Annotated in this window: 19 protein-coding genes and 1 pseudogene; 7 read left to right on the plus strand and 13 right to left on the minus strand. The window is 55.8% G+C overall.

The window, feature by feature from the left end:
• Nucleotides 1-3 precede the first annotated feature (3 nt).
• Nucleotides 4-567, plus strand: a complete 564-nt coding sequence (gene smrA / locus L379_RS12800; RefSeq protein ID WP_032653382.1) for a DNA endonuclease SmrA — start codon at nt 4-6, stop codon at nt 565-567.
• A 32-nt stretch (nt 568-599) separates the two neighbouring features.
• Here smrA and L379_RS0124015 read toward each other — a convergent pair.
• Nucleotides 600-2260, minus strand: a pseudogene (locus tag L379_RS0124015) (methyl-accepting chemotaxis protein).
• Nucleotides 2261-2405: 145 nt separating this feature from the next.
• On the opposite strand from L379_RS0124015, the gene L379_RS12795 reads away from it, so the two are divergent.
• Nucleotides 2406-3272, plus strand: coding sequence for an aldo/keto reductase family oxidoreductase (locus L379_RS12795; protein ID WP_032653385.1), 867 nt, complete (start codon nt 2406-2408; stop codon nt 3270-3272).
• Nucleotides 3273-3318: 46 nt separating this feature from the next.
• On the opposite strand, the gene L379_RS12790 is transcribed toward L379_RS12795, so the two are convergent.
• Complete coding sequence (locus tag L379_RS12790; protein WP_003857516.1) at nt 3319-3519, minus strand: hypothetical protein; 201 nt, start codon at nt 3517-3519, stop codon at nt 3319-3321.
• Between the two features lie 325 nt (nt 3520-3844).
• Here L379_RS12790 and L379_RS12785 point away from each other — a divergent pair, with 325 nt between their 5' ends.
• Together L379_RS12785 and L379_RS12780 are read left to right on the plus strand one after the other, a co-directional pair.
• Nucleotides 3845-4264, plus strand: a complete 420-nt coding sequence (locus tag L379_RS12785) for a translesion error-prone DNA polymerase V autoproteolytic subunit (RefSeq protein WP_032653388.1) — start codon at nt 3845-3847, stop codon at nt 4262-4264.
• Nucleotides 4265-4610: 346 nt separating this feature from the next.
• Entirely contained in the window at nt 4611-7040 is a 2430-nt protein-coding gene (locus tag L379_RS12780) for a glucose/quinate/shikimate family membrane-bound PQQ-dependent dehydrogenase (protein WP_032653391.1), read from the plus strand.
• An 87-nt stretch (nt 7041-7127) separates the two neighbouring features.
• Here the strand turns inward: L379_RS12780 and pqqF are convergent, their stop codons facing one another.
• From pqqF to L379_RS12745, 8 genes are all read right to left on the minus strand, one after another.
• Complete coding sequence (pqqF, locus tag L379_RS12775) at nt 7128-9404, minus strand: pyrroloquinoline quinone biosynthesis protein PqqF (RefSeq protein ID WP_032653394.1); 2277 nt, start codon at nt 9402-9404, stop codon at nt 7128-7130.
• 5 nt (nt 9405-9409) lie between these two features.
• Nucleotides 9410-10552 carry a pyrroloquinoline quinone biosynthesis protein PqqE gene (pqqE, locus tag L379_RS12770; RefSeq protein ID WP_022651046.1) on the minus strand — a complete coding sequence of 381 codons (1143 nt, stop codon included), beginning with the start codon at nt 10550-10552 and terminating at the stop codon, nt 9410-9412.
• Nucleotides 10539-10817, minus strand: a complete 279-nt coding sequence (pqqD, locus tag L379_RS12765; RefSeq protein ID WP_003857508.1) for a pyrroloquinoline quinone biosynthesis peptide chaperone PqqD — start codon at nt 10815-10817, stop codon at nt 10539-10541. Before pqqD ends, pqqE begins: the two co-directional genes overlap by 14 nt.
• Nucleotides 10818-10819: 2 nt before the next feature.
• Nucleotides 10820-11575 (minus strand): pyrroloquinoline-quinone synthase PqqC, encoded by a 756-nt coding sequence (gene pqqC, locus L379_RS12760; RefSeq protein WP_003857506.1) that lies wholly within the window; start codon nt 11573-11575, stop codon nt 10820-10822.
• A 2-nt stretch (nt 11576-11577) separates the two neighbouring features.
• Complete coding sequence (gene pqqB, locus L379_RS12755) at nt 11578-12495, minus strand: pyrroloquinoline quinone biosynthesis protein PqqB (protein WP_017384563.1); 918 nt, start codon at nt 12493-12495, stop codon at nt 11578-11580.
• 55 nt (nt 12496-12550) lie between these two features.
• On the minus strand, nt 12551-12622 hold the full coding sequence (gene pqqA, locus L379_RS24980; RefSeq protein WP_002905689.1) for a pyrroloquinoline quinone precursor peptide PqqA: 72 nt from the start codon (nt 12620-12622) through the stop codon (nt 12551-12553).
• Nucleotides 12623-12760: 138 nt separating this feature from the next.
• Entirely contained in the window at nt 12761-13780 is a 1020-nt protein-coding gene (locus L379_RS12750) for a dipeptidase (RefSeq protein ID WP_032653397.1), read from the minus strand.
• 104 nt (nt 13781-13884) lie between these two features.
• On the minus strand, nt 13885-15150 hold the full coding sequence (locus tag L379_RS12745; protein WP_032609083.1) for a Y-family DNA polymerase: 1266 nt from the start codon (nt 15148-15150) through the stop codon (nt 13885-13887).
• Between the two features lie 212 nt (nt 15151-15362).
• On the opposite strand from L379_RS12745, the gene L379_RS12740 reads away from it, so the two are divergent.
• Nucleotides 15363-15809, plus strand: coding sequence for a hypothetical protein (locus L379_RS12740; RefSeq protein ID WP_017384560.1), 447 nt, complete (start codon nt 15363-15365; stop codon nt 15807-15809).
• 67 nt (nt 15810-15876) lie between these two features.
• Here L379_RS12740 and yajD read toward each other — a convergent pair whose 3' ends face one another.
• Both yajD and L379_RS12730 read right to left on the minus strand, forming a co-directional pair.
• Entirely contained in the window at nt 15877-16224 is a 348-nt protein-coding gene (gene yajD / locus L379_RS12735; protein WP_006808895.1) for an HNH nuclease YajD, read from the minus strand.
• 75 nt (nt 16225-16299) lie between these two features.
• Nucleotides 16300-17193 carry a PhzF family phenazine biosynthesis protein gene (locus L379_RS12730; protein ID WP_017694091.1) on the minus strand — a complete coding sequence of 298 codons (894 nt, stop codon included), beginning with the start codon at nt 17191-17193 and terminating at the stop codon, nt 16300-16302.
• Nucleotides 17194-17385: 192 nt separating this feature from the next.
• Between L379_RS12730 and L379_RS12725 the strand changes: the two genes are divergently transcribed.
• Both L379_RS12725 and L379_RS12720 read left to right on the plus strand, forming a co-directional pair.
• Nucleotides 17386-18420, plus strand: coding sequence for an LLM class flavin-dependent oxidoreductase (locus L379_RS12725; RefSeq protein WP_017384559.1), 1035 nt, complete (start codon nt 17386-17388; stop codon nt 18418-18420).
• Nucleotides 18413-19360: a zinc-dependent alcohol dehydrogenase family protein gene (locus tag L379_RS12720; RefSeq protein WP_032653400.1), complete on the plus strand. Its 948-nt coding sequence runs from the start codon at nt 18413-18415 to the stop codon at nt 19358-19360. Before L379_RS12725 ends, L379_RS12720 begins: the two co-directional genes overlap by 8 nt.
• Here the strand turns inward: L379_RS12720 and L379_RS12715 are convergent.
• Complete coding sequence (locus L379_RS12715) at nt 19357-20397, minus strand: AI-2E family transporter (protein ID WP_003857467.1); 1041 nt, start codon at nt 20395-20397, stop codon at nt 19357-19359. The genes L379_RS12720 and L379_RS12715 overlap by 4 nt on opposite strands.
• Nucleotides 20398-20633 lie beyond the last annotated feature (236 nt).

Below are 20633 nucleotides of genomic sequence, written 5' to 3' on the forward strand. Positions count from 1 at the left end.
TCCATGAACCCTGACGACAAATCACTTTTTCTTGACGCCATGGAGGATGTCCAGCCGCTCAAACGCTGCGCGGATATTCACTGGCAGCAGAGCCGCAACACGCGGGCGCGTCAGGAAATAGATACTGAGCAGCTCGATAACTTTCTGACGCTGGGGTTTCTGGAACTGTTGCCCCTTGACGAGCCGCTGATGTTCCAGCGCGAAGGGGTACAGCAGGGGGTATTTGATAAGCTGCGTTCCGGCAAATATTCCCGTCAGGCCAGCTTAACGCTGTTACGCCAGCCTGCGGAGCAATGCCGCCAGCTGGTCTATTCCTTTATTCGCCAGGCCGGACGTGACGGGCTACGCAACCTGATCATCGTGCATGGTAAAGGGCGTGAACAGCAGTCGCATCCTAACGTGGTGCGCAGCTATCTTGCGCGCTGGCTGACCGAGTTCGACGAAGTACAGGCCTTTTGCGAAGCGCAGCCGTATCACGGTGGCAGCGGAGCATGCTATGTCTCGTTGCGTAAGTCAGAGGATGCGAAGCGAGATAACTGGGAGCGCCACGCCAAGCGCAGTCGCTAATCAGGAAGGCGGGCGAGATGCCCGCCTGTCACTCAGAAGGTTTCCCAGTTCGCGTCAGCTGTATTCGCGCCTGCCGCTGACGGGCGCAGCAGTACGGGCGTTTTCACGTTTTTAGGGCGAGCCGCCAGCGATGCCTGAGCGTTCAGCCGGAATGCCGCCACGGCCTGACGCAGCTGTTCAGACTGATCTTCCAGCGCTGCCGCCGCCGTTGCCGACTCCTGTACCAGCGCGGCGTTTTGCTGCGTGACGCTGTCCATCTGCGAGACCGCCAGGCTGACCTGCTCTATACCGCGGCTCTGCTCGTCAGACGCCGAGGAAATCTCAGCCATAATATCGGTTACGCGCGTCACGGCCGCGACGATCTCTTTCATGGTCGCACCCGCCTCGCTCACCTGTTCCGAGCCGGTATTCACTCGGCTGACAGAGTTCTCGATAAGCCCTTTGATCTCTTTTGCCGCCTGCGCGCTGCGGCTGGCCAGCGTCCGTACTTCACCTGCCACGACCGCAAAGCCGCGACCTTGTTCCCCGGCACGGGCGGCTTCAACCGCCGCGTTGAGCGCCAGAATGTTGGTCTGGAAGGCAATGCTATCGATACGCCGGTGATATGCGCAATTTGCTGAGAACTGTCGGCAATGTCATTCATGGTACGCACCACGTTATCCACCACCTGACCGCCGCGAGCGGCGGTTTCAGACGCATTCTTCGCCAGCAGCGTCGCCTGACGGGCGTTATCCGAGTTCTGTTTCACCGTGGCAGTCAGCTCTTCCATACTGGCGGCGGTCTCTTCCAGCGAGGCTGCCTGCTGCTCGGTTCGCGCGGAAAGGTCGTTACTCCCGGCGGCAATTTCTCCTGCGCCCGTGTAGATAGAATCTGTGCTGCCGCGCACGGCGCTGACGGTGCTCACCAGCGACTGCTGCATCTCGTGCAGACCAGCAGCCAGCTGGCCCATCTCGTTGCGCCCGGTAATCGCGACATTTTGCGTCAGATCGCCGCTCGCGATGGTGCGAATATGGTTCATGATGGCGTTGAGCGGTTTCAGGAGCAGGTGCTGTAAACCCTGCCAGATCACCACCAGCACGGCGATCACAGTCAGGAAGATCGCCGCCAGCGTCCACTGCATCTGGGTAAAGCTGCTCTGATTCTCTTCGGCGGCGGCTTTCAGCAGCACGTTGTTTTCAGCGCGCCAGCGGGTATAGACCGCCTCCATCTCATCCTGCGCCTGCTGGGCGTCCAGGTCGCCATAGGCCTGATAGTTATCGGCGCGCAGATACTCAATGGACAAGCGCATCACCTCGTGCATTTGCTTCCAGGCTTTCTGCATCTCTTCGGTGAGCGCGGCATTCTGGCCCTTCACCTGCGAAATCGCCTGCCAGTTTTTGTAATAGTCTTCGGCTTTGGTCAGCGAACCGTTCGCGGTGCCCAACAGCGTGTTGATTGCTGCGAGAGAGGCCGGATCGCGCTGGTTTTTCAGGTAGCGGATCGCCACGCGGGTGACGGTAACGCGCGTTTTCACCAGCGTGTTCACGCTGTCGCTCAGGCTCTCCTGTTGGGCATTGAGTAACCCGGAGTTCTGAAAGTTGTGACGATCGTTGTTAACGGCAGAGTAGAACAACCCTCCCGTGACAACTTGCAGCAGACAGAATATGGTTAGGGCAAAGATAATACCGGTAATCACGTGCAGATTTTTCAGCATGGCGGTCATCCGTAAGAGAAGAGGCAGGGTTACATCAATACTATCGTCGTAGCGAATTTAAACTTTAATTTTACTATTGCTTAACTAATGGTTTCGTTGCGGAACCTGTTGTAAATCCGGATCATTTTTTATGAGGAAGGTCAGCATGAGCAGCATAGATAAAAGCGGAACGTTCACGCTCGGAACGCGTACGGTTAAACGATTTGGCTATGGCGCGATGCAGCTTGCCGGGCCTGGCGTTTTTGGTCCGCCAAAAGACAAAAATGCGGCGCTGGCGGTGCTGCGTGAAGCGGTGGCGTCGGGTGTGAATCACATTGATACCAGCGATTTTTACGGACCTCATGTGACCAACCAGCTTATCTGCGAGGCGCTTCATCCGTACCGGGACGACCTTACGATTGTGACCAAGATCGGAGCCCGACGCGGCGAGGATGCCTCCTGGCTGCCGGCGTTTTCCGCGCAGGAGTTGACGCAGGCGGTGCATGACAACCTGCGTAACCTGAAGCGGGATGTGCTGGACGTGGTTAACCTGCGGATCATGTTTAGCGCCCACGGACCGGCGGAAGGCTCGATTGCCGCGCCGCTGAGCACCCTTGCGGAGCTGCAACAGCAGGGGCTGGTTCGTCATATTGGGCTGAGCAACGTCACCGCTTCGCAGGTTGCTGAAGCGCAGAAGATGGTTTCCGTGGTGTGCGTACAGAACATGTACAACGTTGTGAATCGCGGTGACGATGCGCTGGTCGATTCACTGGCGCAGCAGGGGATTGCCTGGGTGCCGTTCTTCCCGCTGGGTGGTTTCACGCCACTGCAATCTTCCGGACTACAGGCGGTGGCGGATTCGCTGGGCGCGACGCCGATGCAGGTGGCGCTGGCATGGCTGCTGCAACGCTCGCCAAATATCCTCTTGATCCCGGGAACCTCGTCGGTGGCGCATCTGCGTGAAAACCTGGCGGCAGCCGAACTGGTATTGCCGCCTGAGGCGCTGGAGACGTTAAATTCGCTGGTGGGGTAATCCCGACGGCAGCAAAAGCCCGGAGGATTTTTCGGGCTTTTGCTGTTTATGATCCAATCTGACTTCTTTGGCGGTGAAGCGCTAATGCTTCCGCCACGATTTCTTGCTTACTTTTCCGTGTTTCATACGCAGTAATGCGGATGTACTCCATCAGCGCAGGATCGATGCGCGCGCTTAACATCCTGAGTTCGGCCTCCTTTGCGACACCGCGAGCAACACGCTTATCGGGATAATCACGGGCGGGCATAGAAAACGTCCTCCAAAAATTGTCTTGTTAATTTGTGCTGTAAAATATGCGCTAGTCTAAATAGAAAGTCAACGGATAGTGTATGTGGAGTGATTTGTGGTCACCTTGTTTTGTTTTTGTAGTCATTTAAAAGTCATAACATAGTGATGTTTTATGACGCGTTAAGCTTGCCCATGCGTAAAAATTTACAAAACAAATAATCTTCATTGCTATAGAGGGTTATAAGCGAAGCGGTTAAGGCGTAGCCAGCCGCTTACGCTGACATGGCTTGATCGATACCTCAGTTAAAACTACTGTATATAAAAACAGTATGGAGGTGTTTATTATGATCTTTTTCAGACCCGCAGAGTTGCGTGAAATCGTTGCTATTCCACTTTTCAGCGACTTAGTACAGTGCGGCTTCCCCAGCCCGGCAGCGGATTATGTAGAGCGGCGTATCGATTTAAACGAGTTATTAGTCGCCCATCCCAGCTCCACTTACTTTGTCAAAGCCGCCGGTGACTCGATAATAGAAGGGGGGATTAATAACGGTGATTTGCTGGTGGTAGACAGTTCCCGCAAGCCTGAGCATGGCGATATCGTGATTGCGGCGGTAGAGGGCGAATTTACCGTGAAGCGCCTCCAGTTGCGTCCCAACATTCAACTCAACCCCATGAACAGCGCCTATTCGCCGATTATTGTCGGCAGCGACGATACGCTCGATATCTTTGGTGTGGTGACGTATATCGTGAAATCCGCGAGCTGATCGTATTTGCGAAGCTTAATTAATAAGCAATGAGTTAATTTTCACCATGCAAAAATCTTACGTTATCCGGGCTGACTTGTCGGCAAACCTGATATTCATCGCATAAGCCGGAACTGACTGGTCAAATATTCTGGTATTGGCGAATTACAGAGTGATATCCCATTTTTTTATTTTGTTATGTTCCTGCACTTTAGTGAGTTTTCTTTTTTTCCGACAGAATACATTTTGTCTACATTATAATTTTAATTTATGATTCGCACACGAACAATTGATGTTGTGCGGGGTTTTAGCATCGTGGCAGTCAATAAAACCCTGCTGTTATAAAGTAATCAGGAGATTCATTTTTATGTCAGACAATAATCCCCGCCCATCCGGCTGGTTAGGCCCGTGGTGCCTGCTGGTGGGTGTGATACTTCTTGTAACGGGGCTCTTTTTTGCCATCGGCGGTTTTAAACTGGTTTCCCTGGGGGGGAGTTGGTATTTTCTCATCGCCGGGGTTATCACTCTGCTCTCTGCGATTCAGTTCTTCCGCCGCAAGTCCTCTGCCGTGGGGCTGTTTGCCCTGGTGTTTCTTGGCACCCTGATTTGGGCATTTTTCGATGCCGGGCTCGATTTCTGGCCGCTGGTTTCCCGTTTAATGGTACCCGCCGGGCTGATGGTGCTGGCAGCCGCTACCTGGCCTGCATTGCGTAAACGTGAAGGAAAACCGTCCTGCGCAAAAGGGGCCGTGGGGGTCTGCGCGGTCCTTATTATCGCCATGGGCGTCACCTTTGTTCAGATGTTTCAACCCCATCCGACCGTGCCGTTTAGCGGTGAAAAACGCCCGCTGGTGCCGGTAAAAGATGATGCGAAACAGCAGAACTGGGATCACTACGGTAATACGGCTGGCGGTAGTCGCTTTGTGGCGCTGGACCAGATAACCCGTGACAACGTGAAAAACCTGAAACCGGTCTGGACCTACCATACCGGTGACGTACCGGAAAGTCCGGACGGCAATGGCGCAGAAGATCAGCAAACGCCGCTACAGGTTGGCGATCGTGTGTTCCTCTGTACGCCGCATAACAACGTGATCGCCGTGGATGCCGATAGCGGGAAAGAGATCTGGAAAGCGGAAATCAACGCCAAGTCTGCAATCTGGATGCGCTGCCGTGGCCTGGCGTACTTCGATGCCACCAAACCGCTGGCACAGCCAACGGTAGCTGGCTCCACGCCAGTTCTGCCAGCGCAGGTCGCACCGGGCGCTGCATGCCAGCGCCGTATCCTGATGAATACCATCGACGGTAAGCTGATCGCGTTAGACGCCGATAACGGCAAGTTCTGCCCGGACTTCGGCACTAACGGCAGCGTTAACCTGCATGAAGGGATGGGCGACGCGTCAGATCCCACCTACGTGCTGACGTCGGCCCCGACGCTGGCGGGTACGACGGTTGTCGTTGGCGGCCGCGTTGCGGATAACGTCAGCACCGATATGCCGGGAGGCGTTATACGTGGTTATGACGTGATCACCGGCCAGCTGCGCTGGGCGTTCGACCCGCGTAATCCGGATCCGAACTATGTTCTGAAGCCGGGCGAACACTACAAACGTAGCTCTGCAAACTCCTGGGCCCCTATGTCCTGGGATGCGTCGATGAATACCGTGTTTATCCCGATGGGAAGTTCCTCTGTCGACCTGTGGGGCGCTGACCGTATTCCGGAAGATCATAAATACGCCACCTCAATCCTCGCGCTGGATGCGACTACCGGGAAAGAGAAGTGGGTATACCAGACTGTACATAACGACCTCTGGGATTTCGATATCCCGATGCAGCCGAGCCTGGTTGATTTCCCGACAAAAGAGGGCAACAAGCCCGCGGTGGTGGTGGGCACCAAAGCGGGGCAAATTTATGTTCTTGATCGCCTGACGGGTAAACCGCTCACTGAAGTGAAAGAGGTTCCGGTAAAACCAGCGGATATTCCACGTGAACAGTACCCGGCAACGCAGCCGCGCTCTGTGGGAATGCCGCAGATTGGCGCGGAAACCCTGAAAGAATCGGATATGTGGGGGGCGACGCCGTTTGACCAGCTGGCCTGTCGTATCAACTTCAAATCAATGCGTTATGACGGTCTGTACACGATGCCGGGAACCGATATTTCCCTGAGCTTCCCGGGCTCGCTGGGGGGAATGAACTGGGGTAGTCTGTCCACGGATCCGAACAACCAGTACATCTTCGTCAACGACATGCGTCTGGGTCTGTGGGTCCAGCTGATTAAACAAGATCCGCAGAGCGCGGTGGCAAACACGGGCGGTGAAGCCGTGAACGCCGGGATGGGCGCTGTTCCGATGAAAGGAACGCCGTATTCGGTCAACAAAAACCGTTTCATGTCACCGCTGGGCATTCCGTGCCAGAAACCACCGTTTGGCTCTCTCTCCGCGATTGACCTGAAAACGCAGAAAATCGTCTGGCAGGTGCCGGTCGGTACCGTTCAGGATACCGGTCCGTTTGGGGTAAAAATGCGTATGCAGATGCCTGTCGGTATGCCGACGCTGGGCGGTACGCTGGCCACGCAGGGCGGTCTGGTCTTCATTGCGGGAACCCAGGATTACTACCTGCGCGCCTTTGATTCCTCTACGGGGGAAGAAGTGTGGAAAGCGCGTCTCCCGGTGGGTAGCCAGGGCGGACCTGTCAGCTATGTATCACCGAAAACCGGCAAACAGTACATTCTGATCTCTGCCGGCGGTGCACGCCAGTCGCCGGATCGTGGTGACTACGTGATTGCCTACGCGCTGGATAAATAACAGCGAAATAAGCAGCCCGGCCCCGTCGTAGTACGGGGCTTTTTTTTTGACTAAAAACCACGCACAGGAAGAAAGCGGCGATTCCGGTCAGCCCGTGAAAAGCACCCGCCAGCGTCGGCGACGGCGAGTCATCTCGCGCCATAGCGCGACTATCTCGTCAGGTTGCAGGGCATCAATAGCCTGCGGCGTTAACACCGGCAAACCATAGCGCTGGCGCAGGGCGGCCACTGCCGTGGCGCTGGCATCCATCGGTGAGCGGATCTGCGTCGCCAGTTGCTGTCGCAACACGCTGAACGCTGCCTCATCGCACGGCGTCAGCTCACGCAAAAATCGTTTGCAGCAACCCAACAGGTTCACGGGAGAACGGTCAGGCGACTGTAACGCCAGCAGCAGGCCATCGCGATCGGCAATACGCTGATAACGACAGCTGACCACGTAGCCGATCTGCTGTTCCACGCGCAGGCGCTGGAAAAATTGCGGTTCGCAGCATAACGCCAGCAGCCGCAGCGCGGCGAGCGACGCGCCCGGCGGCAGGGGAATAAACACCAGCAGCGCCGAATCCGCGCTGGCGTGCGGGATGTGTTCGATCCCGCCGGGACAACCGCTTAACGGCAACGGCTTAGCGTTAACCGGAACCCGGAGCAGGCCAAGCTGCCGGGCTAACCCGTGCGCGTGTCCGGCGCTGCCGCCAACTAACGCCGCCAGCCAGCCGTCCCGTGGCGGGTCCGATGCCAGACGTTCAGGTAATTGCTGAAGCAGCTCACGGATGGCAATGCCTTCTGGCGCTGGCGTAATAGCAGGTGCGGGGTGGGAGAGGCGATCGATTATCGCCCCGATGATGGGTTCCGCCGTCACCATGGCGTCAGGAAGCCGCAGGGTGAGCTGCCAGCTACCGTCAACCGTTTGCCACTCGCCGCTGCCGTCGATATGGCGCAGTTCAGCAAGAAGAGGGCGTAACTGTTTGCCCATCGCCACCCCCTGAGACCTGTCCACGCGCGAATAAAAAGGCCTGCGCAGGATCAGCGTCGGCGGTTGTGTCTGCGCCGACAAATGCAGCAGTGGAGCAGCTTCTGACGTCGGGGCTGGCGCAGCATACCTGGCAGTCTGCGGGTAGAAGGAAAACGCGATGGGGCTATCATCTGCAACCGGCTGGCGACGCCAATGGCTAAGCGGCAGGGCAAAACCCTGGCTGGCAATAATTTCAGCGGTTTCCATTTTTTTGCAGGCCAGATACGAGACTGGCGCCGCCAGTAAGTCAGCACAGAAGGCGGAAAAACCTACGGGCGCCGCACCGGTCGCAAAACCAAATGCCCGCTGGCGCAGCTGCTCCAGCGTCGGCAGGGCGCTGAAACGCTGCTGTGCCAGCCGATAATAATGCCGCTGCTGCTCATCCGTCGTTTGCTGTAGCGCCCGTAGCCAGTGGGTAATATGCGGGTCAATGTCCTCGGGCCGTTCGCTATCAACCGTTAGCGCCAGCCAGCCGTAATCATCATCCTGATAAAGCCAGTTCAGGGCGACTTCTTCTGCCAGTTCACGCGCCCGTAGCCCGGCAATCAGGCTTCCGGGGGCGTCGTCCAGTAAAAACTCCCGAAATAAAGTGACGTTGTCACTTTTTCGAATGAGCGGACAACGCCACAGTGCGGGTCGCTCCGTCACCGCCAGCTGATAATCTGCTTCAGCGCTAAGACGCAACGGGGGAGCGGTTTCAGGCATGCCTCCTGACGCAAAACCAGACGCAAACGTATGGGCAAGCTCGGCCAGCGCATCCAGCGTTTGCGGCCCTTGCAGCCACAATTGCAGGTGTCCTGCCACATAATAGCGACGATGAAAGTCGAGCAACGCGGCTTGCAGCGATCCCGGGTCCTGCCCGAGAGACTCCTTGCTACCCACCTGAAAACGGCGAAAAACCGCGGGTTCTTCCATCGCGTGGCGCGCCGCCGCTTCGCGCCGGGCGGAATCATGTTGCTGGATGAGCCGGTTTTCCGCATCAATGACCGCCACTTCGCGCTGTATGTCATGCGGTGAAAGCAGTGGCGCCTGCAACATATCCCGCAGCCGCGCGACGCCGTCGGACAGGTTATCGGCGGCAACGTCGAAGAAAAAAGCGCTGTGGCGAGCCAGCGTGGTGGCATTGACGCTGCCGCCCTGGCGCTGGACCCAGGCCATGAGTCGATCATCGCCCTGATAGCGCTGGCTACCGCGGAACAGCAGGTGCTCAAGCAAATGCGCCAGACCGGCGAAGCGCGGTGGCTCGTGATGGCTTCCGGCACTCACGCGCGCCAGCGCCGCCGCGCGTGTCGCCTGCGGCTGATGCACCAGCGTTGCGCGCAAACCGCCTGCCAGTTCCACGATGCGGGTGGTCATTATCGTTACAGTTCCCGGGTTTTATAGATAAGCTGAGAACGGGTACGGTTGCGGAACTGAAGCTGACCGATCTTCATATCACTACAGGCTGCTTCGCGGCGCGCCTCGAGGATTTTATGATGATGCGGCGATTTGCTGCACACCGGATCGGCGTTATCAGCATTCCCGGTGAGCATAAAGGCCTGGCAGCGGCAGCCGCCGAAGTCCTTCTCCTTTTCATCGCAGGAGCGGCACGGCTCTGGCATCCAGTCAAACCCGCGATAGCGGTTGAAGCCGAAAGAGTCATACCAGATGGATTCCAGACTCTGCTCAAGCACCGACGGGAAATCCACCGGCAGCTGGCGCGCGCTGTGGCAGGGCAGCGCCGTGCCTTCCGGGGTCACGCTGAGGAAAATCGACCCCCAGCCGCCCATACAACCTTTTGGCCGCTCTTCGTAATAATCGGGGGTGACGAACAGCAGGTTGGTCAGATTGCCGCTGGCGGCCATTTTTTGCCGATATTCGGCAACCACGCGTTCCGCGCGGGCGATCTGTTCCCGCGTCGGCAGAAGCCCCTGACGATTAAGGAACGCCCAACCGTAGAACTGGCAGGTGGCAAGTTCGACGTCGTCGGCGTCCAGTTCGATGCACAGCTCGATGATTTTATCGATCTGATCGATATTATGTCGGTGCAGGACGAAATTCAGCACCATCGGGTAATCACGGGCTTTGACCGCTTTGGCCATCGCCAGCTTCTGCTGGAAGGCTTTTTTATTTCCCGCCAGCGCAGCGTTGAGCACTTCATCGCTGGCCTGGAAGCTAATCTGGATATGGTCCAGACCGGCCTCGCTGAACGCGTCGAGCTTGCTTTCCGTCAGGCCAATTCCCGAGGTGATCAGGTTGGTATAAAAACCGAGATCGCGGGCGGCGCGGATCAGCTCCGGCAGATCTTTACGCGTCAACGGTTCGCCGCCGGAAAAACCTATCTGCACGCTGCCCATCGCCCGCGCCTGGCGGAAAACCTCAATCCACTGTTCGGTGGTCAGCTCCTGATCCTGCCGGGCGAAGTCCAGCGGGTTAGAGCAGTAAGGACACTGTAGCGGACAGCGATAGGTCAGCTCCGCCAGCAGCCACAGCGGTGGATTGACAGCGGGTTTATTCTGGCTCACGGAAAATAATCCACTTCTGTTGATAAGCGATTTGCAGGAATTCTACGACGTCGTCATCCACGCCGCCGGCTTCCGGGAACCGTTCGTTGAGTATGGCAATGATGGCCGCCGCGTCGCGTTGGCCATCGACCAGTTCGAGGATCGCGGCCGCGGTCTCATTGAGTTTGGCCATGCCTTCCGGATAGAGGATGACATGGCTGTCCTGAGCGGCTTCCCATTGCAGGCGATAGCCGCGACGAAAGGCGACGATGGAGTTTTTTTGCATGCTTATACCAGTCGGGTTGTGTGCCAGGCCGCTTTGTCGGTGACCGTGTGATAAGGCGGACGCTGTAGCGCGTAGGCCATGGTCATCGCGTCGAGCATCGACCACAGGATATCGAGTTTGAACTGAAGGATCTCCAGCATCCGATTCTGCTTTTCCGCGCTATCGCAGTAACGCTTCGCCAGCTCCAGACCGTGTTCAACGTCGCGGCTGGCCTGGCTGAGGCGGCTGCGGAAATAAAAATAGCCTTCCTCTTTGATCCACGGGTAGTGCTGTGGCCAGCTGTCGAGACGCGACTGATGGATTTGCGGGGCGAACAGTTCGGTGAGCGAGCTGCATGCCGCCTCCTGCCAGTTGGCGCGGCGGGCGAAGTTAACGTAAGCGTCGACGGCGAAACGGACGCCGGGCAGCACGTGGCGTTCGCTGATTAAGTCCTCGCGGCTGAGCCCCACGGCTTCGCCCAGCTGTAGCCAGGCTTCGATACCGCCGTCATGACCGTTGCTACCGTCGTGATCGAGGATCCGCTGCACCCATTTGCGACGCGTGTGCGGATCCGGGCAGTTCGCCATAATTGCCGCGTCTTTCAGCGGGATCGTCGTCTGGTAGTAAAACCGGTTCGCCACCCAGCCCTGGATCTGCTCGCGGCTGGCCTCGCCGTTATGCATCGCGATATGGTACGGATGGTGAATATGATAGTAGGCGCCTTTCGCCCGAAGGGCGTGCTCAAACTCTTGCGGCGAGAGCGTTTCGCGAATGTGCATAGTTAGTCCTGAAGCGTGATGTTCATCCCGTCCCAGCTCACTTCTATTCCCTGCTGCGCAAGGGCGTGACGCTGCGGCGACTGCTCGTTAAGGATCGGGTTGGTGTTATTAATGTGGATCAGAATCTTGCGCTTTGCCGGCAGCGAGGCCAGCAGCGCCATCATGCCGTGTTCATCGCCGAGCGCCAGATGGCCCATGTCGCGGCCGGTATTGCGCCCGACGCCGGTGGCCTGGAGTTCATCGTCCTGCCAGACGGTGCCGTCAATCAGCAGACAGTCCGCTTTTTTAAGCCACGGCAGGATGGTGTCATCGGGTTCACCGAGACCTGGTGCGTAGAACAGCGTCTGACCGTTGCGGCGGTTTTCGATAAACAGCGCCACGTTATGCCCCGGCAGCGGGCGGTCGCGCCACGGCGAATAGGGCGGTGCGTTACTGGCGATGGGGACAGCGGTAAACTGCAAATCAGGGCAGGCTTCCACGCTAAAGGCGGTGAGCGGCGCGATCGGGTGGTGAATCAGGCCACCGTTCCAGTGCCGGAGCATGGTAAAAATCGGGAATCCGCTGGAAAGATCTTCATGCACCTCCGGCGTACACCATACCTGATGCGGGCACCCCTCGCGCAGGCTGAGCAGCCCGGTGGTGTGGTCAATCTGGCTATCGGTGAGAATAATGCCGCCAATATGCGTGCCGCGCAGAACCTCTTTCTTATTCAGTTCTGGCGTATGGGCAATCTGCTGGCTGATATCGGGGGAGGCGTTACACAGCACCCACTCTTTGCCGTTATCGCTGACGATGATCGACGACTGGGTGCGAGGGGTCGCCTGAAGGGTACCGTCGCGCAAACCCTGACAGTTGGCGCAGTTACAGTTCCACTGGGGGAAACCACCGCCAGCGGCGGAACCGAGGACTTTAATAAACATGAAGATGGGCCAGGTAGTCAAACAAAAATGCCCGCACGGATGGCGGGCAGAGCGATTAGCGGTTGGAAATGTACAGGGTCACTTCCAAGCCAAGACGTAAATCAATAAAAGCAGGTTTCTTCCACATCGTTTTTTCCTCTTTAAAAAAGCAGCACCAACGCCATTGTTTGTGCCAGTTTTGTGATGGTCATCAAATAATGCGTCACAGGAGGGCAAAGCTCAACCCGAAAGATGTAAGGAATTAACTTAATGTTTACAACGTAACCTATTGTTGCCAAACATTTTGCAATACCTTTTGCCAGTTGCCCCACAGCAGCTTATTCAGCACAAATTGATCATAGCCGCTGTCACGCAATGCGCTGATTAGCCGTGGTAAACCACTCACATCGTGTAAATCATCAGGCAACGTAATGCCGTCAAAATCGGAGCCCAGCGCGACATGATCGTCACCCATGATGTTAATAAGATAGTCGATATGACGAACGATTGTGCTCAGCGGGGTATCGCTATCGCGTTTACCGTCGGCGCGCAAAAACGCGTTGCCGAAATTGACGCCTGCCACGCCGCCGCTGTCGCGGATAGCCAGTAGCTGCCGATCGGTCAGATTGCGCGGTTGCGGGCACAGCGTATGGGCGTTGGAATGGGTGGCGACCAGCGGTGAAGAGGAATGACGAGCGGTATCCCAGAACGCTTTTTCATTCATATGCGAAACGTCAATCAGCATGTTCAGGGCGTTAGCGTGCTTAATGAGGGCGATACCCTCAGCGGTAAGCCCTGGGCCGCTGTCCGGGCTGCCGGGAAACGCCCCGTTAACGCCGGTGCCAAAACGGTTAGCAATGTTCCAGAAAGGCCCAATGCTGCGCACCCCGGCGGCATAGAAAGCCTGTAGATCGTCTCCCTCGCCGTCAAAACCGCCCGCGCCCTCAATATGCGCCACCATCGCCAGCACTTTATCCTGACGGCAGCGTTCGATATCCGCCGCGCTCAGGCACAATCGCGCCCGGCCATCGGAGTGGGCGACAAGCTGCTTAAGGATCGTCAGCTGCTGCCAGAGAATGTCGACCGGCTGCCACGGCTCGCTGGCGTATTGTGGCGCCATGCGGGCGATATACTCCTGCGGCGGCACGAACAGCGCGAACAGCCCGCCGGAAAATCCGCCTTGCTGCATGCGTGGATAATCGAGGTGTCCCTTCTCAATGCCGGAGAAGAAGGCCGTTACCGGATCCTGGCGATGGTGAAGCCATAAATTAAGCAACAGGTCATTGTGACCATCAAAAATCGCCATAGCGCATCCCACTGTCTTTTATTGCTGCGAAAGTTGCCTGGCACGATAACCGATTTGTCCGGTCCGGCAAGGGGAAAATTACAACTTAGCAGCAATTGTTAATATCACTTAACAGTGAGGAGATCCGCAAAGCGGGTGGTGTAGCGGGGTGAAAGCATTTCCCGTTTCATCTGCCACGGCTGCTGTATACCCTGTCCCGCGAAGTAAAGCGTGCCACGGCCATTTTCAGCATTCAGATGGTCTAATACATCCATTAACTTTTGGCTGTTTTTCCTGGGGGCGTTGTCGTCAAACAGATTAAGTTGCGCGACGCCCTGGCTATAAAAATCTCCCAGCATCACTCCGGCTTTCTGGTACCGATGGCCGTTCTTCCAGACCGCATCCAGACAACGAACTGATGCGCCGATAATATCCCGGCTATCCTGGGTTGGGGTGAGCAGTTTTACCGACGCGCTATTGCCATAATATGGCTCGTTAAGCGCGAAGGGCGAGGTTTTAACAAATACGGAGATAAAGCGGCAATGCTGATGCTCATTGCGAAGTTTTTCTGCTGCCCGGGCGGCATAACTACAGATGGCCTGGCGTACATCGTCATATTCCGTGATGCGTTCGCCAAACGAGCGCGAACAGACGATTTCTTGCTTTACCGGGGCAAACTCTTCCAGTTCAAGACACGATTCGCCCCGTAATTCACGCACCGTTCTCTCCAGCACGACATTGAAATGTTTTCTTATGAACCGGATATCGGTGTCTGCCAGTTGCAGGACGGTTTTAATCCCCATCATCTCAAGCTTCTTCGCTATGCGACGTCCTACACCCCAAACGTCTTCGACGGGTAGCGCCGCCATCAGCTTTCTCTGACGATCCACATTGGATAAATCAACAACGCCTCCCGTCTGGCGCTGCCAGCGTTTCGCCGCGTGATTTGCCAGTTTCGCCAGCGTCTTTGTGGGTGCGATGCCCACCCCGACGGTCAGATGGGTGCGTTGCAGTACGGTCGCTCTCATTTCATGCCCAAAATCGGAAAGATCGCGACAATTACGCACGCCGGTAAGATCGCAAAAGATCTCATCAATTGAGTATATTTCGCTACGAGGCGACATCTCTTCAAGCGTGTTCATTACCCGGTTGGACATATCCGCGTAAAGTTCATAATTACTGCTGAAACAAACCACGCCATGATGCCTGAAGAGATCTTTCTGTTTGAAGTACGGTTCACCCATTTTCACAAAGGGTTTGGCTTCAGCGGAGCGAGAGATGACGCACCCATCGTTATTGGACAACACGACCACCGGTCGTCCCTTCAGGTCCGGGCGAAAAACCGTTTCACAGGAAGCATAGAAAGCGTTCACATCACACAGTGCAAACATGGTCAGCTCGCTCTGGTATCGCCAGGAGGGGTGAAAAACTGCATTATGATCACCGTTAATTAAGACTGTATTTATATACAGTATTGTATGTTGATAGCAAAGATCAAGGGTAACAAGGCATCATGGCGTACGGGCGTAGAAGGGTAATTATCACGACCAGACTATTTGGGTATACTTCTTCACTTATAACTATGCATGTCAGGTAACGAAATATGCGGGAGAGCATTAACGTTCTTTTTGTGGTGCTGTCTTTTGTGGCACTGATTATGCTGATACGCTTTTTCGTCAGGCGTATTCGGCATCCAACGCGCATCGTTGCCGACAGCCGGGGAATGAAAAAAATCTCAACCCATCCTGTCTGGTTTGGCGGCTCGTCAGGTAAAACCTACTTTTATGATGAGCAGTATTTATACGAGGTTATAAAGAGCAGCACCCGTAAAATTGAGCTGGCGACTATCATAAAAATTAAACCAGGCTCGATAGTGATAAATAACAGGCGGATCTGGTCTGTGACTTATCTTGAGGGAACCCGTGAAAAACAGGTGCAATTTTATAATAATCTGACGGTGTTTAATCAAAACTTCGCTGCGTTTTTAGAGGCAGTAAAACGCGTGAACCCTGAGGCAGATATTAAAGCCGTATCATTGTTCAACCTGTGACTGGAATACAACATATGTGGCTTTCTGACTGCCCATACGACAGGTATGGGCAGTGAAGCCGTCGATATTACTTCTTCTTGTTCATCATCGCCTTGAGATCGGCAAAGGGGTTAAACGTGGCGACACCCACGTCTTTTTGCGCATCCTCACCCGCGACAACGGTGGTGCCATATTGATCCGCTTCGGTGTACTTTGAGTGTTCGTGATCGTGACAAAACAGGCACAACAGCTCCCAGTTACTGCCATCTTCCGGGTTATTGGTGTGATCGTGGTCGATATGGTGAACCGTGAGTTCACGAAGATTTGAATAAACAAACTCACGCGAGCAGCGTCCACAAACCCAGGGGTAGATTTTTAGCGCTTTTTCACGGTAGCCGCTTTCCAGCCGTGCGTAGTTTTTGGGGATCAGAGCCATTGCTGATGTTACCTGTTAAAAAATCTTAGTGCCAATATATCCCATAAGAGAACGGAAGGGGAACGCGTCTCTGCCTCAAAGCGTAAATGTTCCCTCAAGCGTAATGACACATTCACCACCGACCCGAACCACAGCCCTTCCTGACGATGCATCGTATTCCGAAAACAACACGCTTGTACGCCCCATATCAACGCCCTGGCTAATCTTCAGTGAAAGTGTGGTTTGATCACGACGCAGGGCCAGCAACGCCGTGGCTGCTGCGGCTGCACTGCCTGTTGCCGGATCTTCCGTCATTCGAGGAGTAAACATACGTGCCTGAAGATCGCAGGACTCATCTGAAGCCCTGTCTAAGGTATACGTATAGACAGAGACTGCGCCGTCAAGCGGCAGAATCGCGCGGAAACCTTGTAAGTTGGGCACGCATCGACGAAGCGCATCGCGGGAGACCAGCTCTACGATCAAAAAGGGCAGGCCCACCGAGGCAACAACAGGATTATGCACGTCCCTGCGTATATCATCCGGGCTTAAGGAAAGGCAGGCTGCAACCTGTTCCGCGCTGACTTCAGAATGGCAGGAAAGCGCCTCAGGAGCTAACAGCTCAGCTCCCGTCACTGTGCCGTTCTGTTTTAACAGCCGCACCGGCACCATTCCCGCGATTTCTTCGAAGTGCAAGGTGTCGGATAATGTCTGCCCGTTTTCTATGGCGTGATGCGCCAACACAAAGGCAGTTCCGACGTTAGGGTGCCCGGCGAAAGGTATTTCGCGCGAGGGGGTGAATATCCGCACGCGTGCCGTACTCGAGAGATTTTCTGGCGGCAGCACAAACGTCGTTTCGCTGTAGCCAAATTCAACGGCAACCTGCTGCATCTGTTCACTGCTCATACCTTCAGCATCAAGGACAACGGCGACTGGGTTGCCGAGAAACGGCGTATTCGTAAAAACATCTGCAATGACATAGCGTCTTTTCATTATCTGTTCTGCCTGGCGGGAAATGGCTTACAGTAATAGCGCTAAATCAAACAGATAACCAGAGTAGAATAAATTGAAACTTGATGGTCTCTGTCAGTTTATTTGAAGCATTCCGTTAAATAATCACCATTTATTCTCATCCGTTAATGCGTAGAGTAGGGATAACGCAATGCTTTATCAGGATACTCCACTATGAAAAAGATCGGATTTTTGTCGTTTGGTCACTGGACGCCGTCACCTCAGTCCGGCACGCGAACCGCGGCTGACACGCTGCTACAGTCCATCGATCTGGCGGTCGCCGCCGAAGAGCTGGGCGCGGACGGGGCTTATTTCCGTGTGCATCACTTTGCCCGCCAGCTCAGTTCGCCATTCCCCTTGCTGGCTGCAATAGGCGCGAAAACCAAACGCATCGAAATCGGGACGGGCGTGATCGACATGCGGTATGAAAATCCGCTGTATATGGCGGAAGATGCTGGCGCGGCAGATCTCATCTCCGGCGGGCGATTACAGCTTGGTATCAGCCGGGGTTCCCCGGAGCAGGTGATTGATGGCTGGCGTTATTTTGGTTACGTGCCGCAGGAAGGGGAAAACGAATCTGATATGGCGCGCCGCCACACTGAGGTACTGCTTGATGTATTACGCGGTGAAGGGTTTGCGAAGCCTAACCCACAGCCGATGTTCCCAAACCCGCCGGGATTGTTGCGTCTGGAGCCGCATTCAGAAGGCTTACGCGATCGTATCTGGTGGGGGGCTGGCTCTAATGCAACGGCAGTATGGGCGGCAACACTGGGGATGAACCTGCAAAGCTCAACGCTGAAAGATGATGAAACCGGCGAGCCGTTCCATATTCAGCAGGCAAAACAGATCCGTGCCTACCGACAGGCCTGGGCTGAGGCAGGGCATACCCGTCAGCCACGCGTTTCGGTCAGCCGCAGTATTTTTGCCCTGATGGACGATCGCGACCGGATGTATTTCGGCTCAAGCCGCAATGAGAGCGACAGCGTGGGCTATCTGGATGAGAAAACGCGGGCCATTTTCGGACGCAGCTATGCCGCAGAGCCAGACAAGCTGATTGAACAGTTGAAAAAGGATGAAGCGATCGCGGAAGCGGATACGCTGTTACTTACCGTGCCGAATCAGCTGGGCGTGGAATACAACGCACATGTGATCGAGTCCATCCTGAAACATGTCGCACCGGAAATGGGATGGCGCGATCGCAATGCTTAATCTGGCCCTCTGGTATCGCCGGTTTGGTGAGCCTGAATCGGTACTGCAAGCGGAAACCACACCATTGTCGCCGCGACAGCCGGGAGAGATACGTGTGCGCATGCTTTTTTCACCGGTGAACGCCTCCGATCTCATCCCCATCACCGGAGCATATCGCCATCGCACGCCGCTGCCTGCGATAGCTGGTTATGAAGGGGTCGGAATAGTGACCGAAACGCCCGCCGCTTATCCGGCGCTGCTGGGCAAGCGGGTCCTGCCGTTACGGGGGCAGGGAACCTGGCAGCGCTATGTCGACTGCCCGGCGGCGTATGCGGTTCCCGTCCCGGACGACGTCGACTCGCTACTTGCCGCGCGGGCGTATATCAACCCGCTTGCCGCACAGATGATGCTGGACCGCTATCCTCCGGTCGGGAAAACGGTGCTGCTCACCGCTGCCGGTTCTGACTGCGCCGTTCTGCTCGGGCAATGGGCACGCCAGGCGGGTGCGGAGGCGGTTTACGGGATCCATCGCTCGCCCGTGCACGCTCAACGTCTGGCTGAAATGGGGATCGTCCCGATTGCGCAACATGATACGGCCGCCGTCAACGCTGCCGCCGCGCAAGCGGAGGTGGTGTACGACGCCACGGGCGGCAGTCTGGCGGAGACGATCCTGAGCGTGATGCCCGAAACCGGCACCTTTGTCTGCTACGGGCTACTCTCCGGGCAGACCTTCCGGCAGCAGCGGCCGTTGCCGCGCGTGGCGTGGTTTCACATTCGTAACTATCTGGACGCGCTGAGCGCTGAGGCGTGGCAGGCGGAGTTTCGGCGCATCTGGCCTAAACTGCGCGCCAGCGAGTGCAGCGATGTCACCCTCTACCCGCTGTCGGAATGGCAGCGGGCAGTGGGCAACTATCGCGAAGCGGGAAGAACGGGCAAGCCCATGCTGTCGATGGACAATTAATCGGCCTTATGGCTCATGTCGCTCAGCAGCACAGCGATACTTTGTCCACCGGCAGTCTGCTCCAGGCCAATTTTGACAATAATTGTCAGCGGAACGGAGAGCAGCATGCCGACAGGCCCGAGCAGCCAGCCCCAGAAAATCAGGGACAGGAACACAACAAGGGTTGAAAGCCCCAGCCCGCGTCCCATTATCCGTGGTTCGAGAATGTTCCCGAAGACAAGGTTAATCACCAGATAGCCTGCCAGCAGAATCAGGGCATCATACAAACCGCTGAAAACCAGCACCTGAAGGATAGGGGGGATCGCCGCCAGCACGGAGCCGATGTTAGGAATATAGTTGAGCGCAAAGGCCAGCAGCCCCCAGACGAAGGCAAAACGCACATCCAGCGCGGCGAGCATCCCCCAGACCACTAATCCCGTCACCAGGCTGATGGCCGTTTTCAGCACCAGATAGCGTGAAACGCTGTCGAGCGCGCGCTGAATGGCGCCCATTCCCTCTACCGGACGCACCATGATGTGCTGGAGCTTTGCAGGCAGCTGTGGAACTTCCAGCAGCATAAACACAACCGTCAGGAACAGCAGGAAAATCGAGGTCATGGCGTTGGAGAGTTGTGCCAGCAGGCTGGTGACAATCGTCATGGCGGCATTCGGATCGATGTATTTAAGCAGTTCCTCAACCGAGACTTCGATACCCGCGCGTTGCAGCCAGGGTTCAATTTGCAGCAGCGGGGTCGCCAGGGAAGAGCGGTATGTCGGTAGCGTCCGCGCCAGCTCGTTCAGGGAGGTTCCCAGATAGGCGACTAACAGCACCATCGCAACGATAATAATACTGATAAGCAGGCTTATCGCCAGCACACGCGGGATGCGCAGCCGCACCATTCGCTGCACCAGTGGATTGAGGATCACCGCGATAAAAAGCGCCAGGATAAAAGGCACGATGATATCGGCCGCAAAACGAACGCCGGTCAGAATGATCACCAGCATGCCCAGCATGATGACGATCTTAAGCCCGTTGAGGGTGATAATAGGTTTGGCCATGGACGTTCCTGAACAGTTTTTTATTTATAATAGAGGGGAAAGCGGATTAAAAAAACTAACCAAAATCAAACAGACTGGGTAAAGAAATGAAAAGGCTTTGAGTAAATTCCTGGCTTATGATACAAATCAGGCGTGTTCAACTACCGAGGACAATTTTCATCCGCAAAGACGAGAAGCAACACCGCGGATAATTGTAATTTTATGGACAATTTGTTCAGGACGTATTTTTCAAACAA

The organism is Enterobacter sp. MGH 33 (genome assembly GCF_000534535.1).
GTDB classification, from domain to species: Bacteria; Pseudomonadota; Gammaproteobacteria; order Enterobacterales; family Enterobacteriaceae; genus Enterobacter; species Enterobacter hormaechei_C.

What these genes read in the sequence shown, in the direction of transcription:
- pqqF (WP_032653394.1), bottom strand. Translation starts at nt 9,404, where the DNA reads ATGACCACCCGCATCGTGGAACTGGCAGGCGGTTTGCGCGCAACGCTG.
- L379_RS12790 (WP_003857516.1), bottom strand. Translation starts at nt 3,519, where the DNA reads ATGCCCGCCCGTGATTATCCCGATAAGCGTGTTGCTCGCGGTGTCGCA.
- yajD (WP_006808895.1), bottom strand. Translation starts at nt 16,224, where the DNA reads ATGGCTCTGATCCCCAAAAACTACGCACGGCTGGAAAGCGGCTACCGT.
- L379_RS12785 (WP_032653388.1), top strand. Translation starts at nt 3,845, where the DNA reads ATGATCTTTTTCAGACCCGCAGAGTTGCGTGAAATCGTTGCTATTCCA.
- L379_RS12745 (WP_032609083.1), bottom strand. Translation starts at nt 15,150, where the DNA reads ATGTTTGCACTGTGTGATGTGAACGCTTTCTATGCTTCCTGTGAAACG.
- pqqC (WP_003857506.1), bottom strand. Translation starts at nt 11,575, where the DNA reads ATGCACATTCGCGAAACGCTCTCGCCGCAAGAGTTTGAGCACGCCCTT.
- L379_RS12780 (WP_032653391.1), top strand. Translation starts at nt 4,611, where the DNA reads ATGTCAGACAATAATCCCCGCCCATCCGGCTGGTTAGGCCCGTGGTGC.
- smrA (WP_032653382.1), top strand. Translation starts at nt 4, where the DNA reads ATGAACCCTGACGACAAATCACTTTTTCTTGACGCCATGGAGGATGTC.
- L379_RS12750 (WP_032653397.1), bottom strand. Translation starts at nt 13,780, where the DNA reads ATGGCGATTTTTGATGGTCACAATGACCTGTTGCTTAATTTATGGCTT.
- L379_RS12725 (WP_017384559.1), top strand. Translation starts at nt 17,386, where the DNA reads ATGAAAAAGATCGGATTTTTGTCGTTTGGTCACTGGACGCCGTCACCT.
- L379_RS12715 (WP_003857467.1), bottom strand. Translation starts at nt 20,397, where the DNA reads ATGGCCAAACCTATTATCACCCTCAACGGGCTTAAGATCGTCATCATG.
- L379_RS12730 (WP_017694091.1), bottom strand. Translation starts at nt 17,193, where the DNA reads ATGAAAAGACGCTATGTCATTGCAGATGTTTTTACGAATACGCCGTTT.
- pqqD (WP_003857508.1), bottom strand. Translation starts at nt 10,817, where the DNA reads ATGCAAAAAAACTCCATCGTCGCCTTTCGTCGCGGCTATCGCCTGCAA.
- L379_RS12795 (WP_032653385.1), top strand. Translation starts at nt 2,406, where the DNA reads ATGAGCAGCATAGATAAAAGCGGAACGTTCACGCTCGGAACGCGTACG.
- L379_RS12740 (WP_017384560.1), top strand. Translation starts at nt 15,363, where the DNA reads ATGCGGGAGAGCATTAACGTTCTTTTTGTGGTGCTGTCTTTTGTGGCA.
- pqqB (WP_017384563.1), bottom strand. Translation starts at nt 12,495, where the DNA reads ATGTTTATTAAAGTCCTCGGTTCCGCCGCTGGCGGTGGTTTCCCCCAG.
- L379_RS12720 (WP_032653400.1), top strand. Translation starts at nt 18,413, where the DNA reads ATGCTTAATCTGGCCCTCTGGTATCGCCGGTTTGGTGAGCCTGAATCG.